This window comes from Occallatibacter sp., from assembly GCF_049802275.1.
Lineage (GTDB): Bacteria > Acidobacteriota > Terriglobia > Terriglobales > Acidobacteriaceae > Telmatobacter.
The window spans coordinates 1-11,613 of the sequence record NZ_JBARMD010000074.1 but is presented as its reverse complement, the minus strand read 5'-3'; the positions used below and the strand labels follow the sequence as shown (position 1 = coordinate 11,613).

Annotated in this window: 9 protein-coding genes and 1 pseudogene; 4 read left to right on the top strand and 6 right to left on the bottom strand. The window is 58.2% G+C overall.

The genetic code is table 11. The features are described from left to right. Nucleotides 1-1,157, top strand: a 1,157-nt coding sequence (locus WA354_RS02545; RefSeq protein ID WP_472811441.1) for a sensor histidine kinase, incomplete at its 5' end; no start/stop codon positions are given. A gap of 6 nt (nucleotides 1,158-1,163) precedes the next feature. On the opposite strand, the gene WA354_RS02540 is transcribed toward WA354_RS02545, so the two are convergent. The 3 genes from WA354_RS02540 to rpmE form a co-directional block, all read right to left on the bottom strand. Next, the gene (locus WA354_RS02540; RefSeq protein ID WP_472811440.1) at nucleotides 1,164-4,046 is read right to left on the bottom strand and encodes a ligand-binding sensor domain-containing diguanylate cyclase; all 2,883 of its coding nucleotides are present in this window, start codon (nucleotides 4,044-4,046) and stop codon (nucleotides 1,164-1,166) included. 313 nt (nucleotides 4,047-4,359) lie between these two features. Then, a complete protein-coding gene (gene dusB / locus WA354_RS02535) occupies nucleotides 4,360-5,592 on the bottom strand; it encodes a tRNA dihydrouridine synthase DusB (RefSeq protein WP_472811439.1) in 1,233 nt (410 codons plus the stop codon). Nucleotides 5,593-5,793: 201 nt separating this feature from the next. Continuing rightward, nucleotides 5,794-6,021: a 50S ribosomal protein L31 gene (gene rpmE / locus WA354_RS02530; protein WP_472798755.1), complete on the bottom strand. Its 228-nt coding sequence runs from the start codon at nucleotides 6,019-6,021 to the stop codon at nucleotides 5,794-5,796. A gap of 386 nt (nucleotides 6,022-6,407) precedes the next feature. On the opposite strand from rpmE, the gene WA354_RS02525 reads away from it, so the two are divergent. Continuing rightward, nucleotides 6,408-6,914, top strand: a complete 507-nt coding sequence (locus WA354_RS02525; protein ID WP_472811438.1) for a ferritin-like domain-containing protein — start codon at nucleotides 6,408-6,410, stop codon at nucleotides 6,912-6,914. Nucleotides 6,915-7,059: 145 nt separating this feature from the next. Here the strand turns inward: WA354_RS02525 and WA354_RS02520 are convergent, their stop codons facing one another. After that, nucleotides 7,060-7,890, bottom strand: a complete 831-nt coding sequence (locus WA354_RS02520; RefSeq protein WP_472811437.1) for an SGNH/GDSL hydrolase family protein — start codon at nucleotides 7,888-7,890, stop codon at nucleotides 7,060-7,062. 173 nt (nucleotides 7,891-8,063) lie between these two features. Between WA354_RS02520 and WA354_RS02515 the strand changes: the two genes are divergently transcribed. Both WA354_RS02515 and WA354_RS02510 read left to right on the top strand, forming a co-directional pair. Continuing rightward, on the top strand, nucleotides 8,064-8,822 hold the full coding sequence (locus tag WA354_RS02515; protein ID WP_472811436.1) for an ATP-binding protein: 759 nt from the start codon (nucleotides 8,064-8,066) through the stop codon (nucleotides 8,820-8,822). Between the two features lie 47 nt (nucleotides 8,823-8,869). Further along, nucleotides 8,870-9,478: a thymidine kinase gene (locus tag WA354_RS02510; RefSeq protein WP_472811435.1), complete on the top strand. Its 609-nt coding sequence runs from the start codon at nucleotides 8,870-8,872 to the stop codon at nucleotides 9,476-9,478. A gap of 172 nt (nucleotides 9,479-9,650) precedes the next feature. Here the strand turns inward: WA354_RS02510 and WA354_RS02505 are convergent, their stop codons facing one another. Next, complete coding sequence (locus WA354_RS02505; RefSeq protein ID WP_472811434.1) at nucleotides 9,651-10,829, bottom strand: sensor histidine kinase; 1,179 nt, start codon at nucleotides 10,827-10,829, stop codon at nucleotides 9,651-9,653. 229 nt (nucleotides 10,830-11,058) lie between these two features. Next, a pseudogene (locus WA354_RS02500) lies at nucleotides 11,059-11,613 on the bottom strand (M61 family metallopeptidase); the annotation flags it as partial.

Genomic DNA, 11,613 nt, shown 5'->3' with positions numbered 1-11,613 from the left:
TTGCAGCCTCACTGATTGAAGGCCTCATGCGCCCGCTGCAAACACTTTCCAACGTTGTCTCCTCGCTCCGCGAAGGCGATTACTCCTTCCGCGCCCGCGGCGCAAATTCGGCCGATGCCATGGGCGAACTGGCATCGGAAATCAATGCTCTCGCCGACCTTCTGCAGAAGCAGCGCGTTCGTTCACTGGAAGCCACGGCACTGCTTGCGCGCATTCTCGAGGTGATGCACGCACCACTCTTCGCTTTCGATCGCGAAGACCTGCTGCAGCTCGTGAACAACGCCGGTGCGCAGCTTCTTGGCCGCCCCCTGGCGCGATGCTTTGGTCACAGTTCGCGTGAGCTTGGATTGGATAATCTGCTTGCTTCCGCCGATCAGACGATTCACTCGTTTGGTAACAAGCCCTCGCGCTGGCTATTGCGTAAAGCAATTTTTCGTCAGGATGGCGCGCCGCATACGCTGCTGTTGCTAGCCGACGTGAGCCAGCCACTGCAGGAAGAGGAGCAGATCGCGTGGAAGCGCTTGATTCGTGTTCTCGGCCACGAGCTTTCCAACTCACTCGCGCCTATCAAGTCCATCGCAGGAAGCCTGCTGGCACGCGCCGAAGCCATTGGCGGAGATGATGCCACGGTCCGCGATTTTCGCCGCGGCCTCAGCGTCGTCGAGAGCCGCGCCGACTCTCTGCATCGCTTCGTGCAGTCCTATCGCCTCCTCGCGCAATTGCCGCCTCCGCATCTCAAGCCTGTGCAAGCCGGTCTCCTCCTCGAACGGGTTGCGTTGCTTGAGCAGCGCGTTTCCGTACTCCTCGACCCCGGGCCCCAAGTCACGCTCAACGCCGATCCCGATCAGCTAGAACAGATGTTTATCAATCTGCTCACCAACGCCGTAGACGCATCTCTTGCGAACGGCGCCAAACCGGTGCGCATCGGATGGCGTGTTGCTGAGTCGAGCCTCGTGATCGGCATCGAAGACAGCGGCCTCGGTATCGCCAACACTGAAAATCTCTTCGTGCCTTTTTACACCACAAAGCCCAAGGGCAGCGGAGTAGGGCTCGCTCTTGCGCAGCAAATTGCCCGCGCCCATGGCGGCGAAATCCGTCTCGTCAATCGTGAGGATGGTCCCGGTGCGCGGGCCATAATTCATCTGCCCATGGCGTAATGTGTTTTAGCCGGCGGCAGTGATCGGGATTATGTTCGGCTTGATCTCCGTGGATTCCACGCAATTGCGTCCCGCATTCTTGGCGCGATAGAGCGCCGCGTCCGCAACCTGGATCATCTCCTCGTAATCGGTCGGGAAGCCCGCGGCAACGCCAAAGCTTGCTGTCACTGAAAAGGTCTTATCTCCCTCGCCGATTCGCGCTGCCTCCAGCGTCATGCGCAGGTGTTCCGCACGCTTGTGTGCCGCTTCAAAATTCGACCCCGGCAGGATCAGCAGGAATTCCTCGCCGCCGTAACGGCCCACCCAGTCGTAACTCCTAACAGCGCGCTGGAAGATGCCGCCCGTCTCGCGCAGCGCCAGGTCGCCGGCTACGTGACCCATCGCATCATTCACGCGTTTGAAGTAATCGAGATCGACCAGGATAATGCTGAGCGGCGTTCCGTCCCGTTTCGAACGTTCCACTTCGCCCCGCAGCCGTTCCACAATGATGCGGTGATTCCACAACCCCGTAAGGCCATCGTGCTCCGCAAAATGGCGCATCTGCTCGCGCGTCCTCACCAGTTCGGTCTTCTCGCGCTCAAGGTCCTGGGTCCTGCCCTGAACTGCTTCTTCCAGTTGCCGCTTCTGTCGCATCAGTTGGCCCACCCGGCGTCGCCACGTCCATACTGCCATCACCAGGACCAGCGCACCAAGTTCCCACTTGATGTATTTGTCCTGCCACCACAGTGGGAGAATCGTAAAAGAGAACGATGCTACCGGTGAAACTGTGCTGCCGGCGGCATTCACGGCTGCAACCTCGAAGCGATAATAGCCCGGCTCAAGATGGCGATAATGCAGCGTCATCTCCCGCGTCTCTTCCCAGCCCGAATCCTGCTCGCCGATCAGGCGATAGCGGATGCCGATGTCCTGCGTGTCCTTGAACGACAGAAGCGCCATCGAAATTGTTAGCTGGTTCGGGTTCCACTTTAGAGAGCCACCGTCCTTCACTGCCGCGCTGCCGAGCATCACTTGCGAGATTGCCGGCGGCGGCGGCGACCCCGACAGTGCATCCTGCGGCGCAATCATGTGACTCAATCCGCCTGAAGTACCAATCCACATGCTGCCGTCCCGATCTTCAGCAAGCGCAAAGCTGTCGGTGTCGTTCCAGATCAGTCCGTCATCCTGGGTAAAGCTCCGCCAGCGATGCCCATCGTAGACCGTCACGCCGGCGTCTTCACCCACCCATAACCAGCCACGATGATCTACGACCAGCGATACGATCTCTTCTGACATCAGGGGCGGTCTTCCAATGTGATCCGCTTCCACCACCTTGTTCCCGCTCACGTGCAGTCGCATCAAGTCCTGTGATGGCCCGGCCGCCCAGATATCGCCGTTCCAGTCCACCGCGATCAAGTCAGGCCGTGCGCCGGAGTTGCCCGGATCAATTGCATGCCAGCCGCTCGCATCGTGCTTGAAAATCCCCTGATCCGAAGTCACCCACAAATTGCCCGACTGGTCCAGACTCATGTCGGTGAAGCGCCGTGCCGACTTCGGAAACACCGGATCGATCACCGCATGTGGTTCACGATCAGGTCCGGTTGGATCGAGCTGGAACATCCCGCTCACAGTAGCGATCCACATGCGGTGTGGCCCGTCAGCCAGGATCCCGTATATCGCAGGCAATGCCTGCTGTTTACCTGACAGCGACTTGGGGTCAATCCTGGTCAGGCTTCCCGCCATGCTGCCCATCCAGATTGCTCCGTCTGCAGTCACCTCCAGCGATCCGGCGCGCGCCACATGCACTCCCGGCGAATGCCAGATTTTCGGCGCGTTTCCTCCTGCGGGTATCCAATCCAACCCGGAGTCCGTACCAATCCAGAGTCTTCCCTGGTGATCGCGTTGCACTGCCCAGATCAGGTTGTCGCTCAGCCCGTCGGCCTGCGTGTAACCTTCCCACCGGTCTTCACCAACCCAGCGCAGCAGTCCATGGCCGACCACGCCCATCCAGATCGATCCCTCGCGATCGACGAACAACTCCTGGACTTCAAACGGAGACAAACCGTTGTGGTCCGTCACCAGCCGCCAGTGGTCTTTTTCCCACAGCGCCAACTCAGAACCCTGGGCCGTCAAAATGCGGCCCTGCTTATCTTCGACAAGGGTGGTATACGCTTCTGACGTCGCCTCACCGGGCAGGTCCCGCAGATAAGCCTGACTGCCATCGGGCAGCAATTCCACAACGTGCAGAGTGCTGCGCAACCAGATGTGTCCATTGCGTGCAACCATCATGGTCAGCCATGGGCCCTCCGGCAGGGTAAGCGCGGTGCCCATGTGCGTCGTCTGGCCGTTGTTCAAACGGCAAAGATCTTTTTCGCAGCCGTACCACAAGGAACCATCCGGTCCATAGAGCACGCTCCACACAAATCCTCCCTTCACGTCCAGTGGCTCTGCGATCCAGTCGTCTGTACCGCGGCGCTTCAGCAGCACACCACGGCTGCTCGATGCGGTCACAACCTCGTCCTGCTTGATGGCGGCAAACGTCGTTCCGGTCGGGTGGGTGAACTCATTCAATGGATAGGGGAGCCGGACCTCGGAGAATCTACCGTCCTTGCGTTCAAAGTAAACGCCGGCTGTTGTTCCCACCCAGAGGGTCCCATCGAGACCGATAAAAACGTTGTCGATAATGCGGTCAGGGATGCCCTCTTCCGCCCCGTAGCGCTGAAACTGGCTTCCGTCGTAGCGGTAAAGTCCGTTCTGCGTCCCCATCCACAGATACCCGACTCGGTCCTGTTGAATTGAAGTGATGTTGGGATTTCCGAGACCCTGAATGTATTCGCGAAAGCTGTACCGCTGGGACGAAAGTGGCACACAAATCGAGCAGAGCAGCGCGAATGCAATCGTCGCGTGCCACATCCTGCTCGATTTGGGTTTCCAATTCCTCAAGGTCCCGTCTTTCTCGGCACTTGGAATAGGGGGAGACCGGCTTAATTCCTCAGCGAAGAATCGTCAGCGGTGAACCCAGGGCCAGAGTTGATTCCTCGACTATCGGCATCTCGCCCTTCAGTAACCCAACTATAGCCGTGGGCCTTCGTTACGAATATGCCACTTTGGTCTAAGTTGTTGTAAGACAAAGGTGCAGAGGTAACATTTCGCACGTTACCTTTGCGCTGGAATGAACTAGAAGGAGAGCATTTGCCCTAACAGAATGATTCTGCCGGTGATGTCGTTAGTCGCACATAAGGGCGGTCTCCGGGAAGGATCCCGAACCGCTGTCTTCGGTAACGTCCGTCACCGGCGCAGGAGAGGCAAAAAAGGCATTCACCTGGTCCAGAACGTCCATTCCGGTCTTAGCCTGGTAGATTGCCTTGCGCAGGCGCCCACCCCCTGGCACACCGTGCGTGAACCACGTGGCAAACTGCTTCATCTTGCCCGCCGTTTCACCCAGGCGCGCATCGCGGGGCAGGTCCTTGGTGGCTTCTGCTTCGGCCAGCAGCATCTCGAAATAAGCGCGGATCATGTGATGACGATCGTCAAACGTCGGCTGGTCGTAGACGCCGGTTGCCGTGTATTGAGCGATCTGCCTGAAAATCCACGGGTTAGCCGCCGCAGCCCGGCCAATCATCACTGCATCGCATCCCGTCTGCGCCACCATGGCCGCGGCATCCTCGGGAGTGCGGATGTCGCCATTGCCGATCACGGGGATTCCCACCGCCTGCTTGATGGCTGCAATCCACTCCCATCGCGCTTGTCCGCTGTAGCCCTGCTCGCGTGTACGGGCGTGCAGTGCTACAGCATTCAAGCCTTCGGCCTCAGCCATTCGCGCCAGTTCCACACACACAATTGCCGCATCGTTCCAGCCCATACGGAACTTCACGGTGAAGGGAATCGTCACGGCCCGGCGCACGGTGCGAAAAATCTCCGCGATCTTCGGCAGATCCCTCAGGAGCCCCGAACCGCCATTGCACCCCACCACCCGTTTCGCCGGGCAGCCGAGATTCAAATCGACAGTATCAAACCCGGTATCCTGAACAATCCGTGCGGCTTCGGCCAGTGTCTCCGCATTCGATCCGAACAACTGTGCCCCGATCGGATGCTCGTCATCGTAGAAGGTCAGATACCGCCTGCGCTTCGACTCCCGCATCCTCGAAAGCCCATCCGCTGAAGTAAACTCCGTCATCAACAGCCCGCATCCAGACTGCTGATTCGTGACGGATTCCTCAACCGCCGCAATTTCCTGATCCTTGTTCTGTGCTTCCTGATCTCTCGAAAACAGGCTCGCATGACGGATAAACCGTCGAAACACCGTATCCGTGACCCCAGCCATCGGAGCCAGCACCGTCGCCGGCGCAATCAGCACCGGCCCAATCCGCATCTCGGCCGGCACGTGAACCCCCGCGGGCATCGCATGCTCTCTGGGATTGTCCCAGTCCTTCTTTACCGTGAATCCCTTGCCGGCCATGCAGCTTCTAGCTCCTAGCTTCGAGGATCAATGCAGTAATAAAGACCATTGCTGCCCCGCCGATCGGTCCGGCGAGCGACCGAACATTTTGCCGAGTTGACCAGCTAGCAGCTAGGAGCCAGAAACTCGAAGCTGCTTCTACCAAACATACGTGGGCCTCCGCCGAGGCGGAGGCCCAATCTCGCAGCCGCGTGCTCCAGACTATTTTGCCGGAGACGTCTCGGCAGCCTTCGCGTACTTGCGGCGGAACCGCTCCACGCGTCCCGCAGTGTCCACCAGGCGCTGTTTACCGGTGAAGAACGGGTGGCAGTTGGAGCAGATTTCCACGTGAATGTCGCCCTTGTGGGTCGACCGGGTCTCAAAGTTGTTTCCGCAGGCGCACATCACGCGCACCGCAGCGTAGTTGGGATGGATCTTTTCCTTGGGCATCGCTAAAGACAAACCTTTCCTGCAATCTTCCGTATCTATTGTATTGGGATTCACCAGCCAGAGCAAACGATTCAGCCTCTGCTTGCGGATTCTTCCCCATTCGCGGCCCCATCGGCGTCGGCTGGAGCTGGACGGTCCCATTCCATAGTCATACTTTCCCAGCCACCGGCGGTCACTCCATCCGGCAGCCTTTCTCACATAACGATACGTGGGTTCGACTTGTTTCCGCGCCAGCTATCAGACAGGCATTTCAACGGCCGAATCTCACCAATTTCCGGCCTTTTCTTTCTCCTAAATTTGCAGATCGCAGGACAACGCCCATCATGTCAGGTCCCTCCAATAGCAGGGAACGAACGGACGCAAAATTGACTAGAGGTAATTTCTATATGGGACTCATTACGCCCAACGATTTCCCCAACCTGCGCGAACTTTACACCGCACAACTGCGCTATCTGCTCTCGGCCGAGAATCAAATCGTCGACGGGCTTCCCAAGATGATTGATCATGCACAGGAGACGCAGCTCAGACAGGCATTTCAATCGCACCTGCAGGAAACGCGGAATCATGTCACCAGGCTGCAGCGCCTGCTTGGCGATCTGATGAACGACTTCAGTGACAAGAAGGACTCAGTTCTTGCCGCGATCATCAGTTCCGGCGAGAACATCACCAAGGAGTCCGATCCTGGCGCCGTCCGTGATGCGGGTCTCATCGCCAGTGCGCAAAAGATCGAGCACTACGAGATCGCGTCCTATGGCAGCGCCCGCGATTGGGCCGAGCAACTTGGCCTCAGAGAACACGCGCAGATCCTGCAGGAAACCCTCAACGAAGAAAAACACGCCGACAAGCTGCTGACGGAGATTTCCCACACCGCAAACGCCACCGCCGCCGTATAAGAACCGCGGCAAGAATTCACCGTAAAAACTCGCAGTCGGCTACAGACGGGGTGCCCCAGGTCTCGCTTTTGAGACCTGGGGTTTTTCACACCCGAGCCCAGGCATTCTCTTCAAAGACTGAATCTGGGATCGCTGCCGTCTCTGATTACTGTGCACTGCTCTTCAACGCCTTCGCAATTCCCGCCGCCGCCAGCGGCGCCATGATGTCGTAGCCCGCCTGCGTGGGATGCACGCCATCGTGACTCAAATTTGCGGGTAATCCATCGCGCTCATCCTTCATCGCGGAGTGGTAATCAACATACACGTCCCCGTGCGCGGCGGCATAATCCCTCATCCACGCATTGATCGCATCGATCTTCGGCGCAGGCATCAGCCCCGGCTGCCACGGATAATCGAACGCCGGCAAAATCGAACACAGCACCACCCCAATATGATTGGCCGTCGCCATCTCTGCCATCGCCGCCAGATTGGCTTCCGTCTCCTCCAGCGTCATAGGTCCAGTGTTTCCCGCAATATCGTTCGTCCCGGCAAGAATCACCACCACCTTTGGCTGCAGCGCAATCACATCCTGGTGGAAGCGCAGCACCATCTGCGGCGTCGTCTGCCCGCTGATGCCGCGATTGACATAAGGCTTCGCTGCAAACACTCCACCCGGCGCATCGAAGTGCCATCCCTCCGTGATTGAGTCGCCCATGAACACCACGCGCTTTTCCCCCGCTGCCGGCGGCCCCAGCTTCAAATCAGCCTCCTTGAACCGTTCCAGCCACGGAAAATCTGTGAGCAGTTGTTGGTCGTGCTTGCGCCAATAGTCATTGTCTGGATGCTTCGCAGCCGCTTGCGTTGGTGCAGGAGCCTTCGTCTCCGGAAGGTTCCCGGGTTCCTGCGCAGATAGAATTAGTCCCGACGGCCCAAGCGAGAAAATCCCAGAAGATACAGCAAGAATTGCGAGGCCAACACGCATAGCAGTTCGATTCAAAGCAGCACATCCTTCCCTGAGAGCTGAAACCAAACGAAATCCATCTTAACGCCCTGACTCCCGCCGCGGGCGCCTTCTCTTCATTGGACTGCGGACCAGCACATTTTCCACCAACCAGCACGCCTTTCCCACCGTCACGCACTCACGCCGATTGCGCTACGCTGAAGAGAGCCATGAGCACATGTCCCATCTGCGACGGCGTAGGCTTGGTCCGCGTCATGTCCGATGCTGGCCTCTGGATCTCCCGCGCCTGCGAGTGTCAGGAAGCTGACCGCGAAGAGCGCCGCGTGTCCGCCGCCCACATCCCCGAACGGTATCGCCAATACACGCTCGATGGCTACGAAACCGCTTTCCGCGGCGCGGATCAGTCGCTGAGCCGCGCACACCTTACCGCGCGCAAGTTTGTCGAAGCCTACCCGGTCGACACCGCCGGCAAAGGCCTGCTCTTCACGGGCTCCATCGGCGTAGGTAAAACGCATCTCGCTGTCGGCGTGCTCCGCCGCCTCATCCAGGAAAAGGGCTGCAAAGGCCTCTTTTGCGACTACCGCGAGTTGCTCAAGAACATCCAGAACAGCTACAACTCCCAGGTCAACACCACCGAGCTCGAGCTCCTCAAGCCGGTCTTCGCCGCGGAGGTGCTGGTGCTTGACGATCTCGGCGCGCAGAAGCCTAATGAATGGGTCTGGGACACGGTCGCACTGATTCTCAACACCCGCTATAACGACAAGCAAACCACCATCATCACCACCAACTATCCCGACCTGGCGGCGGGAAGCGGAGCCAAGTCCGATGTTGAGCGCGCTGCTCGCGAGCAGACTCTGGGCGACCGCATCGGTGATCGTATGCGATCTCGCCTCGCCGAAATGTGCGTGAAAGTCGAGATGACTGGGGAAGACTTCCGCCAGACCGTCAAGCGCGCCCGCTTCGGCTGACTTCTTTAAGCGGCAGCGTTGACAGATCAAGCGTCGGAGAGAACGTCGTGCTTGGCAAACTCGAAATGATCGTCGGACCCATGCGGAGCAACAAGACCGCCGAACTCCTGCGCCGTATCGAGATTCGCCGCCAGTACGCACATCAGTGCGTTCTCCTCCTCAAACCCAGCGCTGATACCAAGTCCGCAGCCGGCCTCGTCGAAAGCCGCAACCCCAACGGCTGCGGAAAAATGGAAGCCATCGAATTTCCGAACTCCGATCCATGGTCCATCCTGCCCATCCTCGCGGCGACCGAACAACAGATCGGCAGGCGCGTTGAGTGCATCGCCATCGACGAAGGCCAGTTCGTCGCCGATCTCTTCCTCTTCACCAAGCGCCTGCTGCAGGCTGGCTACGACGTGATCGTCTCCGGCCTCGAACTGGACTTCCGCGGCATGCCTTTTGGCGAAATGCTCCAGCTTTCGTGGCTCGTGCGCATCTACGCCGGCAACCTTACGGAGCTGGTTGCCTATTGCAGTTGCGGCGCAAAAGCTCTCTATCCCCAGAGGCTCGTTGACGGCAAACCCGCAGCCTACGCTAGCCCCATCATTATGGCCGGCGACTTCTACGAGCCCCGCTGCGACGAGCACTTCGTCCTCCCCGGACGTCCCCACTAGCGTCGCGAACTGCAATAGACAGTCCACGTCCGCGTTGTCAGTTCAACCCAAGACAGGCTGTCATTCAAGACAGGCTGTCATCTTGAGCGCAGCGAAGCGGAGCCGAAAGATCTGTAGTTGCTTCTTTGGTGTTCCCAGCGCGAAGAGTCCCACCGCAGGACCTGATCACCTGCTACTGGTACTGCGGGTCACGCCGCTTGTCCGGCAATGACTTCTCCCCCTGGTGACAAGCGTCCTCATTCGGATTCGCAAAAGTCAGCGGGAACTTCACCGTCGCCTCAACAAGCTCATTCGAAGTCTCGCGAATTGACAGAAAGAATTGGTTGCCAAAATGCAATCTGAGACGGTTTCTGATGTTCGAGAGGCCGATGCCCATTCCGCTAGTCTCTTCTCCCTTCGCGGGCTTTAACCCAACCCCGCTGTTCCGAACCTGAATGCAGAGTTGTCCGTCGTCTTCTTTCGCGGTCAGCTCGATCAATCCCTCAGTCACTCGCGAAAGCCCGTGAACATACGCATTCTCAACCAGCGGTTGAAGAATCATAGTCGGCACGAGAGCATCATAAAGGCGGGGATCGATGGTGATGCTCTGGCGGACCTGCCCTGCGGATCGGATGTCCTGAAGCGAAAGGTACATCCCGATGAACTCCGTCTCTTCCTGGAGGCAGGTGAATTGTTTTGGCCCTCGCTCCAGCGACACGCGAAGCAGACTGCAAAGTTGCTCCAGCATCCGGTCCGCCGCACTTACGTCGGAGTACATCAGGCTTGAAACGCTGTTCATGGTGTTAAACAGAAAGTGGGGATTGATCTGCATCCGAAGCGCCAGCATTCTTGCTTCTGTCAGCTCAACAGCGAGCTGCGACATATCTCTTTCCTTCTGTCGCGATTCCCGGTAATACCCGATGCCGCGGATCACCATGAAGGCCCCCCAGAAGACTGCCGTATTCTCGAGAAATTCCTCGGCGAGGCTGAAGTCCACTCTCTGCCAGAAACTCATCGGCTTGCTCCTGATAGGGAACTGAGGGAAGCATGCAGCGAGGGCCATTTCAACCACAACACTCATCACGATGCTGAGGGGAACAATGCGAAACAGGATGTATCGCCATCCCGCTTTCTGCAGGCTGTCTCCGAGCCACAGCCACAGAAACCAGCAAAAAATCCCCCACAGTAAATACTGCAGTTCCCAGGCCGCAACTGCGGGCACGAGGCGGAAAGGGGACCTTTGATAAAGGATTCGCATGCCGAGCCACTGCTGCAATGCAAACAACAGGCCGACGATCAGGAAACTGCCGAGAAATGGGATAGGTCGCATTCCCACGCGATCTGAGCGACCGAAGAGACTTTTAATACTCATGGTTCACCCCGCGAAAAGCGGGCTCCATCGTTACAATCCGCTAGTCTAGTAAAACGTATTTCGTCGCCCGGGCTTCGTCCCGGGCGAGGCTGAAAAATCTTGCCGGTTTACGAGCTTTTATGTGATTGAATGCTCGATCATATCAGCTCGTTTGACGCCAAAAATGGGTTCAGGAGGCGATTTGTGACGAACGACAGAAAAATCGATTCGATGTCGCCTGCATCCTTCATTACTCCGCGTCCTCCTTCTTCTCCGCCGGTGCCTTTTCCGGTGTCGTCAGCGGCTTGATAATGTCATCGAGATACGACGGAGTTCCATCCACGCGCTCCAGCGCCGGGTACCGCTCCCCATCGTGATAATCAATCTGCATCGTCGATACGAACGAGTCTGCCTGCACAATCACGCGAATCGGCTTCGCAGGATCCTTCGCCTCGCGAATCGCCTCGCGCAGCGCATCGCCCGAGTAGACCTTGTCATTCACCGCCATGATTTTTTCGCCCGGCGCAAGTCCAGCCTTGTCGGCCGGTCCATTCCACAACACATCGGCAATCGTCCCGTCCGGTCCAAGCCGCAGCCCGATCGAATACCAACAATCTACGCCACCGCGGCGTCCTCCAGCCGCCGCCATCATCCGCTCTGACTTGCTCGGTTTGTCTTTGAACACCAGCTTGTATCCGCCCTGCTCCAGCCCTGCCACATCGACATGCGGGTTGATCTTGTCCACGCGATCGTGCAAAAACGTCGCCCAGTCGTATGGCACAACCTGGTTCAAATCCTGCACCAG

Bases quoted from the DNA above. Each gene is read 5' to 3' on its own strand.
- WA354_RS02540 (WP_472811440.1), bottom strand. From the start codon at position 4,046: ATGTGGCACGCGACGATTGCATTCGCGCTGCTCTGCTCGATTTGTGTG.
- dusB (WP_472811439.1), bottom strand. From the start codon at position 5,592: ATGGCCGGCAAGGGATTCACGGTAAAGAAGGACTGGGACAATCCCAGA.
- rpmE (WP_472798755.1), bottom strand. From the start codon at position 6,021: ATGCCCAAGGAAAAGATCCATCCCAACTACGCTGCGGTGCGCGTGATG.
- WA354_RS02525 (WP_472811438.1), top strand. From the start codon at position 6,408: ATGGGACTCATTACGCCCAACGATTTCCCCAACCTGCGCGAACTTTAC.
- WA354_RS02515 (WP_472811436.1), top strand. From the start codon at position 8,064: ATGAGCACATGTCCCATCTGCGACGGCGTAGGCTTGGTCCGCGTCATG.
- WA354_RS02505 (WP_472811434.1), bottom strand. From the start codon at position 10,829: ATGAGTATTAAAAGTCTCTTCGGTCGCTCAGATCGCGTGGGAATGCGA.